The 16,230-nt window shown below is 59.5% G+C and carries 13 protein-coding genes; 4 read left to right on the plus strand and 9 right to left on the minus strand.

What is annotated here, in order from left to right:
- Window positions 1-55 precede the first annotated feature (55 nt).
- Window positions 56-1,042 carry a LacI family DNA-binding transcriptional regulator gene (locus ACTM82_RS00265; protein WP_441054969.1) on the minus strand — a complete coding sequence of 329 codons (987 nt, stop codon included), beginning with the start codon at window positions 1,040-1,042 and terminating at the stop codon, window positions 56-58.
- Between the two features lie 383 nt (window positions 1,043-1,425).
- On the opposite strand from ACTM82_RS00265, the gene ACTM82_RS00270 reads away from it, so the two are divergent.
- Entirely contained in the window at window positions 1,426-2,631 is a 1,206-nt protein-coding gene (locus ACTM82_RS00270) for a galactokinase (protein ID WP_441054965.1), read from the plus strand.
- Window positions 2,622-4,250, plus strand: a complete 1,629-nt coding sequence (locus ACTM82_RS00275) for a UDP-glucose--hexose-1-phosphate uridylyltransferase (protein WP_441054967.1) — start codon at window positions 2,622-2,624, stop codon at window positions 4,248-4,250. Before ACTM82_RS00270 ends, ACTM82_RS00275 begins: the two co-directional genes overlap by 10 nt.
- Window positions 4,251-4,519: 269 nt before the next feature.
- Here ACTM82_RS00275 and ACTM82_RS00280 read toward each other — a convergent pair whose 3' ends face one another.
- The 7 genes from ACTM82_RS00280 to ACTM82_RS00310 form a co-directional block, all read right to left on the minus strand.
- Complete coding sequence (locus tag ACTM82_RS00280; RefSeq protein WP_441054109.1) at window positions 4,520-5,455, minus strand: hexose kinase; 936 nt, start codon at window positions 5,453-5,455, stop codon at window positions 4,520-4,522.
- Window positions 5,456-5,511: 56 nt separating this feature from the next.
- Window positions 5,512-6,393, minus strand: coding sequence for an aldose 1-epimerase family protein (locus ACTM82_RS00285; protein WP_427748000.1), 882 nt, complete (start codon window positions 6,391-6,393; stop codon window positions 5,512-5,514).
- Between the two features lie 378 nt (window positions 6,394-6,771).
- Window positions 6,772-7,296, minus strand: a complete 525-nt coding sequence (lacB, locus tag ACTM82_RS00290; RefSeq protein WP_006234831.1) for a galactose-6-phosphate isomerase subunit LacB — start codon at window positions 7,294-7,296, stop codon at window positions 6,772-6,774.
- A gap of 63 nt (window positions 7,297-7,359) precedes the next feature.
- Window positions 7,360-7,788 (minus strand): galactose-6-phosphate isomerase subunit LacA, encoded by a 429-nt coding sequence (gene lacA, locus ACTM82_RS00295; protein WP_006234830.1) that lies wholly within the window; start codon window positions 7,786-7,788, stop codon window positions 7,360-7,362.
- Between the two features lie 310 nt (window positions 7,789-8,098).
- A complete protein-coding gene (locus ACTM82_RS00300) occupies window positions 8,099-9,109 on the minus strand; it encodes a hypothetical protein (RefSeq protein ID WP_441054111.1) in 1,011 nt (336 codons plus the stop codon).
- Between the two features lie 411 nt (window positions 9,110-9,520).
- Window positions 9,521-9,859 carry a PTS lactose/cellobiose transporter subunit IIA gene (locus tag ACTM82_RS00305; RefSeq protein WP_055252615.1) on the minus strand — a complete coding sequence of 113 codons (339 nt, stop codon included), beginning with the start codon at window positions 9,857-9,859 and terminating at the stop codon, window positions 9,521-9,523.
- Between the two features lie 214 nt (window positions 9,860-10,073).
- On the minus strand, window positions 10,074-11,078 hold the full coding sequence (locus ACTM82_RS00310; RefSeq protein WP_427718989.1) for a LacI family DNA-binding transcriptional regulator: 1,005 nt from the start codon (window positions 11,076-11,078) through the stop codon (window positions 10,074-10,076).
- A 357-nt stretch (window positions 11,079-11,435) separates the two neighbouring features.
- On the opposite strand from ACTM82_RS00310, the gene ACTM82_RS00315 reads away from it, so the two are divergent.
- Window positions 11,436-13,211 (plus strand): lactose/cellobiose PTS transporter subunit IIB, encoded by a 1,776-nt coding sequence (locus ACTM82_RS00315; RefSeq protein ID WP_441054113.1) that lies wholly within the window; start codon window positions 11,436-11,438, stop codon window positions 13,209-13,211.
- 66 nt (window positions 13,212-13,277) lie between these two features.
- The gene (gene lacG, locus ACTM82_RS00320) at window positions 13,278-14,717 is read left to right on the plus strand and encodes a 6-phospho-beta-galactosidase (protein WP_154514977.1); all 1,440 of its coding nucleotides are present in this window, start codon (window positions 13,278-13,280) and stop codon (window positions 14,715-14,717) included.
- 356 nt (window positions 14,718-15,073) lie between these two features.
- Here the strand turns inward: lacG and ACTM82_RS00325 are convergent, their stop codons facing one another.
- Window positions 15,074-16,075, minus strand: a complete 1,002-nt coding sequence (locus ACTM82_RS00325; protein WP_441054213.1) for a LacI family DNA-binding transcriptional regulator — start codon at window positions 16,073-16,075, stop codon at window positions 15,074-15,076.
- Window positions 16,076-16,230 lie beyond the last annotated feature (155 nt).

Genomic DNA, 16,230 nt, shown 5'->3' on the forward strand with positions numbered 1-16,230 from the left:
GGCATCCTTACCGATTGTTATTGAAATACGATAAATCGCCGTTTACCTGCGTAAACTATGAGCATGGCATCGCCGTGCTATGTCGAATAATGAGCTGGCCGGGAATACGGATAGCAACGGTTTTGCCCGCCGTACCCGCCTCGGGAACCGCGTGCTCAAACACCTCGCGTCCACGCTGATGTAAATCGAACCGAACGGTCGTGAGCTCGTTATGCGCGACAAAGTCGTCGAGCGAATCGTCGACGCCCACCACGCTTACGTCCTCGGGCACGCGCAGGCCGCTATCACGCAGCGCGGCAATCGCGCCATTTGCCATCTGGTCGTTTGCCGCATAGATCGCCGTCATGGTGCGATCGTGCTCGGCCAGGTACCTGCCGGCATCGTAGCCGCTGTTGGCAGACCAGTCGCCCTCGAGCGGCGCCTGCGGCTTAATGTGCTTATGCTCGAGCGCATCCTGCCAGCCGGCGCGACGAAATTGCTCGTCGACCGAGAACGACGGGCCGCCAATATAGCGAATTTGCTCGTGCCCCAGCTCAAACAGATGATCCATAAGCAAGAGCGAGCAGCCGTAATGGTCGGAATCGACCGTGGTCACGCGCGGATGCGCGTACATGGTAACAATAACCGTGCCAATGCCCGGCAGCGGATCAAACGTCTCAAAATCGGGCGCCATGCGGCTCATGCCGATGATGATGCCGTCCACCGGCAGCGCAGCCATACGACGCGTGGCCTCGGCAAGCGAAAACTCCTCGGTCTTGGACATCTCGACCAGCGTGATGGCGCAATTATGCTCGCGAGCAGCGCTGGCGATGCCGTCGATCATTGAGAGGTTGCCAAACTTGGTGATATCGTTGACGCACAGACCGACCGAATGGTAACGGCCGTCGCGCAGCGAGCGGCCGGCATAACTCGGACGAAAACCGAGCTCTTGCATAGCGGCCTGCACGCGCTGGCGCGTCTGCTCGTTAACGTTGGGCAAGCCGTTGGCGACGCGCGAAACCGTCTGCTGCGAAACACCGGCAGCGCGGGCGACGTCGGCCATGGAGACCGGACGCGTACCTGTATCGTTGGACGAGTGCCTTGCCACAGAACCACCTTCACCTTTGCGAAATCTGAATAGCGTGCATGCCGACCCAGGCAGAAACACACCCCGCGCCGAAGCCCGCTATCGTCGGACGCATGTTAACGTACTCTACTTTTTCTATCTGCATCTCTTCTGCTTTATAAGTCCATACGGCGGTACCGTTCACGGCTGTAATTCTACCGGCTACCGGATTCTCAAAAAGTGACAAGCGATGTGTTATGAGTACGTTAACATAGCCCGTAACGTGCGGCATCGTGAACACTTGGTTCATGCCGCTTCAAGTTGTTAACGTACTCATAGCGACGCAAAACTCACCCGTGCGCGCCAAGGAAAGGACTCCCATGACCACCCCCGACGAAAAGACACTCACCATGCTCACCAGGCTGTTTGAGGAGGAGTTTGGACCCATCGGCGACCGCCAGGTGCTCTACGTGCACGCACCCGGGCGTTCCGAGATCAGCGGCAATCACACCGATCACGAGGGCGGCCATGTTATCGCCGGCTCGCTCGATGTCGCCGTTGACGGTATCGCCGTGGCGACCGACTCCAACAAGATCCGCGTCGCCGACGAGGGCTATCCTACCTTTGAGATCACGCTCGATACGCTAGATGTTCAGGAGCCCGAGAAGGGCACGTCCGCGAGCCTCGTCCGCGGCATGGCCCACGAAATCGCTGCTCTGGGCGTTGAGCCCCAGGGCTTCGACTTCGCCTTCACCTGCTCCGTCCCCTCGGGCGGCGGCCTTTCCAGCTCTGCCGCCGTCGAGGCGGCGTACGGTCGTGCCATGGAGACGCTCTGGGGCGCACCCGCCATCGAGCCCGTCGCGCTCGCCCAGATGAGCCAGCGCACCGAGAACAACTACTATGGCAAGCCCTGCGGTCTTATGGACCAGGCCGCCGTTTGCTTGGGCGGCCTCGCCTACATGGACTTTGAGGACCAGGCTCAGCCTAAAACCCAGAAGCTCGAACTCAACTTTGAGGATCACGGCTATGCGCTCGTGCTCGTTAAGGTTGGCGCCGACCATGTGGCAGCTACCGACGACTACGCCGCCGTTCCGCGCGAGATGCAGGACATCGCCGCCGAGCTTGGCAAGACACGCCTGTGCGAGGTAAACGTGGCGGATTTTGACGCCAAGCTCCCTGAGCTACGCGCCAAGCTGGGCGACCGTGCCTGCCTGCGCGCCGTTCACTACTGGTACGAGAACGGCCTGGTCGATAAGCGCTGGGCAGCCCTTAGCGCCGGCGACATCGACCAGTTCCTGGTCCTGACGCGCGAGTCCGGTGCCAGCTCCGCCATGTACCTGCAGAATGTCGTCGCCAAACTGGGCTCCGAGCAACCTTCCATGTATGCCTTGGCGCTGGCCGAGCATGTGCTCGACGGCCGCGGCGCCGTCCGCATCCACGGTGGCGGCTTTGGTGGCACCATCCAGGCCTTCGTGCCGCTCGACCTGGTCGACACCTTCATCACCAAGATGAACGGCTGGCTGGGCGAGGGCTCTGCCCGCCACTACGCAATTTCTGACAAGGGGGCTTACGCGGCATGGCTGTAATGACTGATGTGCGCGAGGCCGCGCAGGGCCTGATTGAGTATGCCATCCATCGATCCATGATCGGACAGGATGACCGCATCTGGGCCTACAACACCATTCTCGAGTGCATCGGCGCCACGGGTCCTGCGCTCGACATGGCTTGGGCGATGCAGAACGAGAAGCTCTCGCTCTTGCACCCCGATATGCTCCCCAATTTTGACCTGGAGGGCACGCTTGCCGCGCTTTCCGAGGACGCCGTTGCCAACGGCGCTGCCGAGGACACGGCGTCGGGCCGCGACCGCATCGCCATGCGCATCATGGGCGCGCTCATGCCGAGGCCTTCGGTTGTAAACGAGGAGTTCAACGGACGCATGGGCGTCAACGAGCCCCGCGCCGCGACCGACTGGTTCTATGGTCTGTGCTGTGACGCCGGTTACGTGCGCCGCGCCGCCATCGCGCGCAATATCAAATGGAGTACCCCCACCAACTGGGGCGACCTGGAAATCACCATTAACCTGTCGAAGCCCGAGAAGGACCCGCGCGACATTGCCGCGGCCGGCGCCGCAAAGAACACGGGCGAGAAGTATCCCGCCTGTCAACTGTGCATCGAGAACGAGGGCTACCCTGGACGCTCCGCCGCAGCCGACGGCGGCGCCCATCCCGCTCGCCAGAACCTGCGCGTCATACCCATCCAGCTCAACGGCGAGCGCTGGGGCTTCCAGTACAGCCCGTACGCGTACTTTAACGAGCACTGCATTGCTATGAGCTCCGAGCATCGCCCGATGCACGTCGACCGTAAGGGACTGACCTGCCTGCTCGATTTTGTGGACCTGTTCCCGCACTACTTTATTGGCTCCAACGCCGACCTGCCCATCGTGGGCGGCTCGATTCTGTCGCACGACCACTTCCAGGGCGGCGCGCACGAGTTCCCCATGATGCATGCCGCCGAGGTCTCGCAGTTTAACGTGCCCGGCTTTGACCAGGTCAGCGGCACCGTGTTGCAGTGGCCGCTTTCGGTGCTGAGACTGCGCTCGCACGACCGCGCCCAGCTGCTCGACGCCGCCGAGAAGATTATCCTCGCCTGGCGCGAGTGGACCGATGAGTCTGTGGGCGTCATCGCACACACGGCCGACGGCGTGGCCCACAACACCGTGACGCCCGTCATCCGCCGCGTCGACTCTCGCGGCAATGCCGGCGGCGCGATCTACGAGGCCTACCTAGCGCTTCGCTGCAACATCACAACCGACGAGCATCCGCTGGGCGTATTTCACCCGCATGCCGAGTACCACCACATCAAGAAAGAGAACATCGGCCTGATCGAGGTCATGGGCCTGGCCATTTTGCCGCCGCGCCTGGTTCCCGAGCTTGGCGCTGTCCGCGAGCACCTGCTGGCGGCCAAGGTCGATGCCAGCTACGATCTTGCCAGCGCGCTCGAGGGCGACGACCTTTGCCGCAGCCACGCCGCATGGGCCGAGGACGTCTTTGCCCGTCGCGCCGACGAGCTTACGGCGGATAGCGCCATCGATATCCTGCACGAGGAGGTCGGCATGGTGTTTGGCCACGTGCTCGACAACGCCGGCGTCTTTAAATGGGACGAGGCCGGTCGCGCCGCCCAGCAGCGCTTTATCGACTCGCTGTAATGATCCCTTGGGAACGGAGGAAAACGGATCATTTCGTCTTCAAGACAACGGCGCCCGCCGGCAACATCGCCGGCGGGCGCCGTTTTTGGTGCAAGGGCAGCTAATTTGGGACGGGGCTATTTTGACTACTTTGCATCTAGAAGTAGTCAAAATAGCCCCGTCCCAAATTAGCTGCCTCTCATGAGAGTGGAAAATCTCCCACTCTAAGCCCGCTTGCGAGCCCAAAATGGGAGATTATCCACTCTCGTTTTGTTCGGTACGCCGTAACTCTAAAGTTCGGTTACCTCTACGCTGTTGTAGACCTCGTCCCAGCGGTCCATGACCAGGTGGCCGGTCTTGGGATCCATGGCGTTGAGCTTGCCGCAGGTATTGGCGGTCTTGAGCACCGTGACGTCGTCGGCACCAGCAGCAATGGCATGCGCAAAACCGGCGATGGTCGAGTCACCGGAACCCGTCGCGTTCACAGCCGCAATCGCGGGCGTCTTGGCGCGGAACGCGCGGCCCTCATGGAAGCCCACCGAACCGGCAGCGCCCATCGAAACGACGACCCAGGGGATACCGGCAAAACGGTCATCGGCGGCTAGCGCCTCGCGCAGGGCATCGACATCATCGGTCGTAAAGGACGTACCCAGCAGGCCGTTAATCTCGGTCAGGTTGGGCTTTACGAGCTCGGGCTTAGCTTCGGACTCCAGCGCGGCCTCCAGCGATGCACCCGAGGTGTCGAGTAGCACCTTGGCGCCCGCCTCCTCGGCGATCTTGACGAGCTCGGCATAGTAGCCGGCATCGACGCCGCGCGGCAGCGAGCCCGAAAGCGTCACAACGTCCGCCTTCGCTGCAAGCTCGGCGAACTTGGCCGTAAAGGCCTCGAGCTCGGCCGGGGCGATCTGCGGGCCGCTCTCCAAAAGCTCGGTCTGATTACCCTCGTGCAGAATATTCAGGCAAATGCGCGTCTCGCCGGCAATGGGCACAAAGTCGTTCTTGACGCCGTCGGCATCCATGAGCTCGGCCATATAGGCACCCATGTGACCGCCAAGCAGGCCAGTCGCGAGCACGTCGTCGCCCAGCTGCAGCAGCACACGGCTCACGTTGAGGCCCTTGCCGCCAGCGGTCTTTTCGGGCGTCACGCGGTTAACATCGTCGATGACCAGCTTATCGATCTGATAGCGCGTATCAATCGACGGGTTCATGGTAACAGTCAGAATCATATTGAACTCCTGTTTCCGGGGCACGACACGCGCGACCCCAAACATACGATAGCTCGTTAAAGGATCTCGATCTCAAAGCCGCGGGTGACGGTCTCCCCCGGCTTGGCCACCAGGCAGCCGCGCTTGTGCTCCAGAATATCGTCCTCGTCGGAGCAGGTGGACAGGCCGCCCCACGGTTCCACGGCCACAAAGTCACCCTCGGGCTTGCTCCACACAATCAGGTACGGCATATCGGGGAACGTCAGGCGCACGCCCTTGTCCTCGGTCTTCTTGGTCAGCGTAACCACGCGGCTCTCGAGCACGTCAAAGATGGTCTCCGCGAAGTCAAAGAGTTCGTGGGTCAGCGGCAGGTCATGGCCAACCATCGGGTTCTTGCTGCGATGCTCAACATCAATCAGGCCCGTCGAGGGAACGGCAGTGCAGAGGTCGGTGGCCTCACGCTGCTCAAAACGAAGCTCGTAGTCGTCATAGGACTCGCCCTCGTCGAGCGGGCACTTAAAGCCGGGGTGACCGCCCACAAAGAACGGCATGTCCTCGGTGCCCTCATTGGTCACCTCGTACGACACGGCAACCTTTTCCGAATCGATCGTGTAACGAGCAACGATCTTAAACGGATACGGGTACTGCTCGAGCAACTCGGCATGGTCGGCAGAGCTTAAGCTCAGCGCAACCATGTTGTCGCTCTGTTCCTCGAGCTTCCACTCCTGCTTGCGCGCAAAGCCGTGGCGGGCGAGCTTTACCTCGCGGCCGCCCATGGTCATTGCGTGGCCGTCACGAAGGCCACCGCAGATCGGGAAGCAAATGGGGGCCTGGCCCGACCAGACTGCCGGATCACCCTGCCACAGGTACTCACGGCCGTTGGCCGCAATAGAAGTGAACGACCCGCCCGCCGTGCTCAGTGCCACGCGGATAGAACCGTTATCAAGAACAAACTCCATAGGAGCCTTCCCTTTCTTACGACAGCCCACCAAGTCAATAGGGCTGATAGAAAACCGGCCCGCGCCCCCTCACAGAAACGCGAGCCGTCAATTGAAAAGCTGCAGAATGCCGGGTACCGCCAAGAGCGAAGCACTCAAGCCAAGCAAGCAAACGTGTTATCGGAGCAGCTCGCCGAACCAGAACGCTTCGCAACAACAGCGGTAACCCCACAGGTACCCCCAACGTCAGCGAGCGGCGATCAGGTGCCCCAGGTCGCCGCGAAAGAGGAGCGACGCGTACTTCATGTACGCGAGCGACGGTTTGAGCGACGAGATGGGGTGCCTGAACGCCGCGCAGCGTCGACCCGTTACGCGGTTTGGTAAAACCGCGTAACCCAATTAGTCGTGGTATTCGCCGCGGTCCCACTTCTCGAGGAACTCGTCAAAGAAGTGTGGGTCAGCCTGAGCCTCGGCGTCGGCCTTATTGCAAGCATCGATCTTGGCGATCAGGGCATCGTGCTCGGGGGTCTTCTCGTAAGGCTCCTCCAGGAAGGCAAGCATGATGTCGGCCATCAGGAACTCGCCGGTGATCTTGCCACCAAAGCCCACGATGTTGGCGTTGAGCTCACGACGGGCATACAGGGCAGAGGTCATGTCGCGAACCAGGGCGCAGCGGGCGCCGGGAACCTTGTTGACGGCGTTGGTGATGCCAATGCCGGTGCCGCACAGGGCCACGCCAAAGTCGGCCTTGCCGCTGGCAACAGCCTCGCCCACGGCCTTGCCGTAGATGGGATAGTGCGTACGGGTGTGGCTGTAGGTGCCGCAGTCGAGCACCTTGTAGCCAGCCTGCTCCAGGCGGTCGGCCAGATAGATCTTCTCGTCCGTAACGATATGGTCGCAACCGATTGCGATGGTCTTCTTCATCAGAACGTCCTTTCGTCTGAATTCACAAGTTGAGGTAGAAGTTCGAGTTCTCGGTGGCTCTCGTTAGGCCATCTTGTTGAGCATGTCGACACGGATCTGGTGACGGCCGCCGGCGTACTGTGCACGCAGGAACTCGCGGGCGATCTTCTTGGCGACCTCGGTGCCCACAACGCCCGGGCCCATGGTGACCATGCGCGAGCCGTTGTGCTCGCGGGTCATGTAGGCGGAACGCTCGTCGGAAATGTTAGCGACGACCATGCCCTTGATCTTGACGGCGGCCATATAGGAGCCAACACCGTACTTATCGAATGCGAAGCCCTGGGAATCCTTGTGCTCCAGCAGGTCCTTGGCAACGGCGGTCGCGGAATCGACAAAGTCCGCGGCAGGGGTCTCGGAATAGTCGACGACCTCGTGACCATCGGCGATGAGCATCTCCTTGATGGATTCCTTCATCGACATACCGTCGGCATCGGAAGCGATTACAACCCTCATGACATCCTCCTTGAGAGATACGCAGGTGCGTAGTTTCTGTTTGGAAGTGTTGAATCTCGTTCAGGTCCGGGCATCTGAATGTGCGATTCTTCACTGTTCATGTTTATTTGAACACATTCGAACAGTAACTGCAACAACTTTTTGTTTATCTTTGTTCTTTTTTGAACAAATACCGTTCACGGATGATTGCTGACCGTTTGGGCCGGGCGCGGGCGTAGCGACCATGTGTTCAACAAACAAAAGGGCGGCCGAGAACGTGTCTCGGCCGCCCTTCGGCGGTATTCCCCGGTATATACAGCTGTTTTAGCTACTAGGACTGCCCGCCCTTCTTGGCATGCTTGGACGGAGTGCCCAGAAAGCGGCCCGTCAAATAATTCGTCGGCCCGGAAATATCAATCCCCAGCAGTGTGTGCCCCAGCCACAAAAACGCCGCGAGCACCAGCAATGGGATAACGCACGAGGTCACTATCATCACAATGACGCCTTCGATCAGATCGGTCACCTGCTGCACAATCTCATCGGTCATCTGCTTGGCGCCGCTGGTCACCGTCGTGACGAGACCCGAGGCACCGTCGGCAAGCTGTTCAAGCACGTTCTTGGACTCTGCGGACTCAGTCTTTTTCTTGTTTGCTTTGGAGCTATCGCTATCTGCCGCACTCGCAGCGTCAGTCGCCTTTTGCTCGGCCGCCTCGATGCTCACTCGATACGTTTCATCAACCTTCTGCGACACCCATACGCTCGCGGGCACCAACACCATGCTAATTATGGCGACCACCAGCACACGCGTTGCCACGCGACGAATGACCGTGCTCGTGCTCCAGCGTCCGTGAATGCCAAGCGACGCTGCAAAGAGCACCAGCGCAAACGGGATCAGGATGCCCAGGCCAACCGACCACAAAATCGTGAGTAAATATTTCTCTAGGTATAGCACGGCAAGCACGATACCAAGATTACCCGAAAGCTGTGCGAGCTGCTCGGCAACCGGCGTTCCCGTATCGCCCGGCAGCGCAGTGATACCCGCAGATAGGGCGACGCACGAGGTCGTGAGCGCCAATACATTGCCCTTCTTTTGATCGATGACCTCGATGGTAGAGTCCCAAGTCTTGGTATCGGCAAAATGCGGACGAGCCACAAAACCAGACAGAAGCGCCAGTACCACGAGCGCAACGATAAAGCCAATCTGTAGCTTTTTGTTTGCGCACACGACATCGGATAGGCTGGGCTGCAGCTCGGTCACCGTTGTTTGCTCGGTTATCTGGACAGGACGCCCATGAGCCATCTCGCCCGCGTCTCTCTTTTGAATCGATCCGTTGTCCGGCATTTGGATACCTCCTCATTCCGGCCTGTATTGCGGATGGAAGTATACCCACCCAGCGAAAAACCGAACGGGAGGAGGCGCAACGGGCTGCCGCATGACCTGCCCGCCATGAAATGGGCCCATCTACTACGTTTAACTGCCCATCCCCGACCATGCCCCGTGGCGTAAAAACAAAACCACAGGTAGAACGCCTGCAGTTTTTCATGAAACGCAGGTATGGACGGGGGTATCGGGTTAAACGTAGTAGATGCGCCAGTTTCGTGGCGACGCTGCCAACCGATCCCCTGGGGACGGAGGAGAACGGATCATTTTGGGCCGTCAGCCCCTATTTCACCGCAACTTGGAGGAGGACAGAAAAAGCCCTGCTGCGGGTAGCGGCAGGACTTTTGGAAGGGGCTTGGTTGTGCGGACTCGTTAGGCGAGCTTGGCCTCGAGCTCGGCGATGCGCTTGTAGGCATCGATGGTAAAGCGGGCCTGCTTCTCCAAGATCATAGTGGTCATGAGGGTGTCCTGAGCGTGAGCCATGATGAAGGTCATCTCCATCTCGCCGCCGCCGGCCTCCTGCGAAAGCAGCTTGGTCTGCGTGTCGTGGGCGCCGATAAGTGCATCGCTGGCATCCTTGTGCAGCTGTTCGGCCTTCTCAAAGTCACCCTCGCGAGCAGCATCGAGCGCTGCAAGCAGATCGGTCTGGGCGTCACCTGCGTATGCGACAATCTCGAATCCAACCATCGAGATTTCTTCTTTGGTTGCCATATTGCGTTCCTTTCACATATGAACCAATGGAGAGCATCGCGTCCGGGCATGCGCGCTGCGCTGTGTATGACAGAAACAATAACATTCAAACAAAAAAGAACAGCGCAAAACGTAATTTCAAGCTATGAACGGTCAATTTTTGCCCGTGAACGGTTTCCAAACCATTTCGAACAATATCAAACATGATTAACGGAAACCCAAACAGGACCGCGCCCTAACGCAAATCGTGCACCGTATCGCCCTCTACGAGCACGCCGGGGATCAGCATGTGCTCCACGCCAGACGCAACTCCCTCGGCGCCGGCGATCTTGTCGACTGCCCACATGCCGACACGCTTGTTGTCAAAGCGCACGGTGGTCAGGCGACGATCGGGCACGATGTCGCCCAGACTATCATCAACCCCCACCACGCTCACGTCCTCGGGCACACGCCTTCCGCGCGACTCGAGTCCGCGAATGCAGCCGTAGGCCATAGCGTCATTGGAGGCATAAATGGCAGTACAGGTCGGATCGTCCGCCAGAGCCTGGCCTGCGGCATATCCACTCCGCGCCGTCCAGTCGCCACGGATGAGTCGCGGCAGCTCAATACCATGCGCGCGCAATGTCTCGCGCCAGCCCTCCTCGCGCTGCATGCCCGAAAGCGAGCGTTCGGGACACGAGATAAAGTGCACGGTCTTGTGCCCCTGCCCCAGCAAGTACTCGACAACCTGGCGCGAACAATCGAACTGATCGTTATCGACCGTCGAGCACAGCGGGTGCTCCAGCATGGTAACGAGCACCGTCTGCATACCAGGCAGCGGCTCAAAGGTGCCAAAGTCCGCCGGCATGCGATTCATGATTACGACCATGCCATCCACCGGCAGTGCGCTCATGCGCGACGATGCGCTCTCGAGGGTATACGGATGTCCATCTACTTTAGTGAGGGTAATGGCGTAGCCGTGCTTATCGGCGGCGGCGGCAAAGCCCTCCATACGGTCGAGGTTGCCGGTACCGGTAATGTTGAACATGGCGACGCCGACGGTCTTAAACTTGCCGCGGCGCAGCGATCGACCGGCAAAATTGGGGCGATACCCCAGCTCGCGCATGGCGGCACGCACGCGCTCCTTGGTCTCGGGGCGCACGCTGGGTGAATCGTGGACGGTGCGCGAGACCGTCTGTTCTGAGACGCCCGCGAGGAGCGCCACATCCTTAACGGAAACCGATTTTTTAACAGCGGCCATAGGTCGATCTTTCTATGTCAACGATGCCATTGGTGGCACCCTACGCAGTCAAATGAAACGTCTTCAAGTATATCTAACGCCTCCCCCACCATACGCTCACCACCCAAAACCTACCGTTCACCGACATTTTTGCTTCCCCGAACGGCTTTTATCGCCCAAATGTTAACGTTGCCATTGCGCAAACACAGAGCCACCGGGCGGCTCAAACGTTTACGCGCAAGAAATCGACGGTCCGCAGGCACAGGGGCCATCGGTTCGCGTCTTATTTTGTGTCACAAAATGGCAACGTCAACATTTTGGCAACCAAACGTCAAAAGCTACCATCGTTGCTAACCCACCGACTCTTAGGAGCTTTGCATGGAGCAACTCATCGCCACCATCGAAAAGGGCCAGCCCTTTTTCAACGCGATCGCCCGCAACAAGTACCTCAAGGCGATCCGCGACGGTTTTATCTCCGTCATCCCCATCATCATCTTCTCGTCCATCTTCTGCCTGGTAGCCTCGGTCCCCAACATCTGGGGTTTCTACTGGCCCGATGACATCAACAACGCCCTGTGGAAGTGCTACAACTACTCCATGGGCATCCTGGCCATCGCCTGCGCCGCTACCACGGCCAAGCATTTCGCCGACGCCCAGAACCGCGATCTGCCCAAGAATAACCAGATCAACTTTATCTCGTGCATGTGCGCGGCCATCATCGGCTTCTTGCTCCTTTCGAGCGACACCATCGCCACGGATGCCGCCAGTGGCTTCAACACCACCTACCTTGGTTCCAAGGGCCTGCTGACCGCCTTCATCGCTGCGTTTGTGACCGGCATCATCTACAAGTTCTTTATCAAGCGCAACATCACCGTCAAGATGCCCGAGCAGGTTCCGCCCAACATCTCGCAGACCTTTAAGGACATCATCCCCTTCTCCGTCTGCATCGCCGTCTTTTGGGTCTTTGACATCGTCTTCCGCGCTGCCTTTGGCTTCTGCTTTGCCCAGGGCGTCATCCAGGTGTTCCAGCCCCTGTTCACCGCTGCCGACGGCTACATCGGCCTTGCTGTGATTTACGGCGCCATGAGCCTGTTCTGGTTCGTGGGCGTCCACGGCCCCTCGATCGTCGAGCCCGCCATCGCCGCCGCCCTCGTTGCCAACATGACCGACAACCTGGCTGCGTTCCAGGCCGGCCAGCACGCTTCCGCTGTCCTGACCCAGGGTGCCCAGTACTTCGTCGTCTGCATGGGCGGCACCGGCGCCACGCTCGTCCTGGTCTTTATGTTCTGCTTCCTGGCCAAGTCCCAGGAGATGCGCGCTGTCGGTAAGGCCGCCATCGTCCCCGTGTGCTTTGCCGTCAACGAGCCGCTGCTGTTCGCCGCGCCTATCGTGCTCAACCCCGTCTTCTTTGTCCCGTTTGTCTTTGCCCCGATCGCCAACATCTGGATCCTCAAGATCTTTATCGACTTCTTGGGCATGAACGGCTTTATGTACACCCTGCCTTGGACCGTCCCCGGCCCCATCGGCACCATCATGGGCCTGGGCTTCCAGCCGCTCGCCTTTGTGATGCTCGCCCTTATCCTGGTCGTCGACTTCGTTCTGTACTATCCGTTCTTCCGTGCCTATGACGCCCAGAAGTGCGCCGAGGAGGCCGAGATTTCCCAGGAGGAGCTCGCCGCCAAGAACGCCGAGAAGGCCGCCAAGCTCAACGATGCCTTCCAGGGCAAGGCCGACGCCAAGAGCGTTGCCGCCGGCGCTGCTGCCGAGGCCGTGGAAGCCGGCGCTCCCGCCGCTTCCGCAGCACCCGCTGCCGAGGCAACGGCCACCAGCGACCTCAACGGCAAACGCGTGCTCGTGCTCTGCCAGGGTGGCGGTACCTCGGGCCTGCTCGCCAACGCGCTGGCCAAGGCCGCCAAGGAGCGCGGCATCAATCTTGAAACCGCTGCCGAGGCCTATGGCAACCACGTGGACATGCTCCCCGACTTCGATCTGGTCGTCCTGGCCCCGCAAGCCGCAAGCTACCTGGCCGACCTGCAGAAGGACTGCGAGCGCGTGGGCAACAAGTGCGTCGCCTGCCGCGGTAAGCAGTACATTGAGCTTTCCCAGAACGGCGATAAGTCTCTCGCCTTCGTAAGCGAGCAACTCTCGAAGTAAGTAACGCACAGGGCCAGCCGACCATCCAAGACCGGCTGGCCCTTCGATTTAGACGATTGGATCATCATGTCCGTTAACCCTGCTAGCGTCACCAACCCGCCTGCGCAGTTTCCCGAGGACTTTGTCTTTGGCGGCGCCACTGCTGCCTACCAGGTAGAGGGCGAGACCCGCACCCACGGTAAAGGCAAGGTTGCCTGGGACGACTTCCTGGAGGCCCAGGGGCGCTTTTCCCCCGATCCCGCTTCGGACTTCTACAACCAGTACCCCGTCGATCTGGAGCTGTGCGAGGAGTTCGGCATCAACGGCATTCGCCTCTCCATTGCCTGGAGCCGCATCTTCCCCAACGGCACCGGCGAGATCAACCCCGAGGGCGTGCAGTTCTACCACGATCTCTTCGCCGAGTGCCACAAGCACCACGTTGAGCCGTTTGTCACGCTGCATCACTTCGACACGCCGCTTGCCCTCTTTGAGAAGGGCGACTTCCTCAACCGCGAGACCATCGATGCCTTTGTGGACTTTGCCACCTTCTGCTTTAAGGAGTACGCCGACCAGGTGACCTACTGGTTCACCTTTAACGAGATCTGGGCCGATGCCTCCAACACCTACATCGAGGGCACCTTCCCCGGCGGCGTCAAGGCGCATCTGGCCGAGGCTTTCCAGTGCGAGCACAACATGATGCTCGCCCACGCCAAGGCCGTACTGGCCTTCCACAACGGCGGTTTTAAGGGCAAAATCGGCGTCATTCAGTCGTTGGAGTTTAAGTATCCGCTCAACGAGAACGACCCCGCCGACATCAAAGCCGCCAACAACGAGCACGTGTTGCAGAACCAGTTCTTGCTCGACGCCACCTTCCGCGGCGACTACGCGCCCGACACCCTCGAGTGCGCCAACCGTCTGGCTGCCGTCTCGGGCGGCACCATCGAGATCCTGGACGAGGACCTCGAGATTATGCGCGAGGCCGCGCTCTACAACGACTACCTGGGCGTCAACAACTACCAGTGCCGCTTCTTGAAGGCTTACGACGGCGAGAACGACCTGCACCACAACGGTACGGGCGAGAAGGGCACCGGCCGCTGGCGCGTTAAGGGTATTGGCGAGCACGTGAACAAGCCTGGCATCCCCACCACCGACTGGGACTGGATCATCTATCCCGAGGGCCTGTTCGATCTGCTCGTCTACATTAAGCAGCGCTACCCCAACTACAAGCAGATCTTCATTACAGAAAACGGCATGGGCTACAAGGATCCCTACAAGGACGGTTTTGTGGACGACCAGCCGCGCATCGACTACATCGAGCAGCACTTGCGCTGGCTGCTCAAGGCCATGGAGGTGGGCGTCAACGTGGGCGGCTACTTCCTGTGGAGTCTGCAGGATCAGTTCTCCTGGACCAATGGTTACAACAAGCGCTATGGCTTCTTCTACGTTGACTTTGAAACCCAGAAGCGCACGCCCAAGGCAAGCGCCTACTGGTACAAGCACGTGGCGCAGACCCGTCGTCTGGACTAGCGGCTGGCGACCAGCGGAATTGCCCCGCTTACATAACCTGTCCCCATTTCTCAGCCGGGGGTGGCACGTCACACGGCGCGCCGCCCCCGGCCTTTTGTTTTTGTTCGGCTGGGGGCCGTTTGTCTCGATCTGTAACATCTAGCCGAGTTTTTGGTCCCTAGCTGTTACAAATCAAGACAAACCGGGAAGACGGGGCCGAATTGTCTAAATCTGTAACACTAAAACCGGTTTTGGACGTCTGGTTGTTACAGATTGAGATAAACGCACAGGACAATCCTCTCAATCTCGATCTGTAACATCTAGCCGAGTATTTCGGTCCTAACTGTTACAGATTGAGATGAACGAGCCGAGCACGTCTACGCCCGCAGGTCTTTCACGCTGGAACGCTCGATCAGCACGCCCGACACAAGCGTACGGCTTCTGGAGCTCGGAGCCTCAAGGCCTGCGACGACCTCGTTAAGCGCACGGATGCCCAGCTCGCGGTGGCGAAACTTCACCGACGTCAGAATCGAGTTGGGAATCGTCTTGTAGAGCTCATCGTCGAAGCCGATCACGGACACGTCGTCGGGCACACTGAGCCCTTTGTCACGTAGAGCCATCATCACGCCGTTTGCCATGCAGTCGTTAGCGGCGAGGACCGCCGTGCAATCGGGCTTATCGGCAAGCACAAGGCCCGCGGCATAGCCACTATCCGCATTCCAATCGCCTTGCAGAGGCTCGGGCGGCTCAATGCCACGCGCCTCGAGTGCCGCACGCCAACCTTTCATACGACACTGGCTCGACAGCGCCTCTTTCTTACCAGAAACGAAATATACGTTCTTGTGCCCACGATTTAAGAAGTACTCGCACGCCATGCGCGCGCCGTCCTCTTGGTCGTCACTAACGGTAGAGCAGGTAGGATGCTCCATCGGTGTGATAATCACCGTCTTGAGGTCTTTCGGCGCCTCAAAGGTATCAAAGTCATCGACCATCTGACGCAGGTTGAAGATCATGCCGTCGACGGGAAGCTGCGACATCCTGCGCGCCGCTTCGGCAAGGGTCATCTTCTCCCCCGCCCGCTTTTTGATCATCGTGAGAGCAAAGCCGCGTTCTTCGGCGGCATCTGCGATACCGTCAATCATGTCCACGGCGCCGCCCGACAAGTGGAACAGCACCACGCCGATGCACCCGTAACGGCCCAGCTTGAGCGAACGCGCGGCGAAGTTGGTTCGAAACCCGAGCGCCTCCATTGCGGAATGGACCTTATCGCGTGTCGACTCTCGTACGCTATCGGGCTCGTTGATCACGCGCGAAACCGTCTTGAGAGAAACGCCCGCGGCAATCGCCACATCGTTCATCGAGACATTCTTCTTGTCCATCGTTGCCACTTCTTCTCCACTCGGTTCTATATCGCTTGTTTTTTTGCGTTCTAGCATACACTACCTGCCCGACTGACAAATCAGCCGTTTATCGGACGATATCGACCGTTCACCTGTAAATCCTTGTTGCTCTTCCAAAAATGTCTTACGTTGTC

The sequence above is a fragment of the Collinsella sp. HCP3S3_E5 genome, from assembly GCF_052067635.1.
GTDB lineage: Bacteria > Actinomycetota > Coriobacteriia > Coriobacteriales > Coriobacteriaceae > Collinsella.

What these genes read in the sequence shown, in the direction of transcription:
- ACTM82_RS00265 (WP_441054969.1), bottom strand. Translation starts at nt 1,042, where the DNA reads ATGGCCGACGTCGCCCGCGCTGCCGGTGTTTCGCAGCAGACGGTTTCG.
- ACTM82_RS00270 (WP_441054965.1), top strand. Translation starts at nt 1,426, where the DNA reads ATGACCACCCCCGACGAAAAGACACTCACCATGCTCACCAGGCTGTTT.
- ACTM82_RS00275 (WP_441054967.1), top strand. Translation starts at nt 2,622, where the DNA reads ATGGCTGTAATGACTGATGTGCGCGAGGCCGCGCAGGGCCTGATTGAG.
- ACTM82_RS00280 (WP_441054109.1), bottom strand. Translation starts at nt 5,455, where the DNA reads ATGATTCTGACTGTTACCATGAACCCGTCGATTGATACGCGCTATCAG.
- ACTM82_RS00285 (WP_427748000.1), bottom strand. Translation starts at nt 6,393, where the DNA reads ATGGAGTTTGTTCTTGATAACGGTTCTATCCGCGTGGCACTGAGCACG.
- lacB (WP_006234831.1), bottom strand. Translation starts at nt 7,296, where the DNA reads ATGAAGAAGACCATCGCAATCGGTTGCGACCATATCGTTACGGACGAG.
- lacA (WP_006234830.1), bottom strand. Translation starts at nt 7,788, where the DNA reads ATGAGGGTTGTAATCGCTTCCGATGCCGACGGTATGTCGATGAAGGAA.
- ACTM82_RS00300 (WP_441054111.1), bottom strand. Translation starts at nt 9,109, where the DNA reads ATGCCGGACAACGGATCGATTCAAAAGAGAGACGCGGGCGAGATGGCT.
- ACTM82_RS00305 (WP_055252615.1), bottom strand. Translation starts at nt 9,859, where the DNA reads ATGGCAACCAAAGAAGAAATCTCGATGGTTGGATTCGAGATTGTCGCA.
- ACTM82_RS00310 (WP_427718989.1), bottom strand. Translation starts at nt 11,078, where the DNA reads ATGGCCGCTGTTAAAAAATCGGTTTCCGTTAAGGATGTGGCGCTCCTC.
- ACTM82_RS00315 (WP_441054113.1), top strand. Translation starts at nt 11,436, where the DNA reads ATGGAGCAACTCATCGCCACCATCGAAAAGGGCCAGCCCTTTTTCAAC.
- lacG (WP_154514977.1), top strand. Translation starts at nt 13,278, where the DNA reads ATGTCCGTTAACCCTGCTAGCGTCACCAACCCGCCTGCGCAGTTTCCC.
- ACTM82_RS00325 (WP_441054213.1), bottom strand. Translation starts at nt 16,075, where the DNA reads ATGGACAAGAAGAATGTCTCGATGAACGATGTGGCGATTGCCGCGGGC.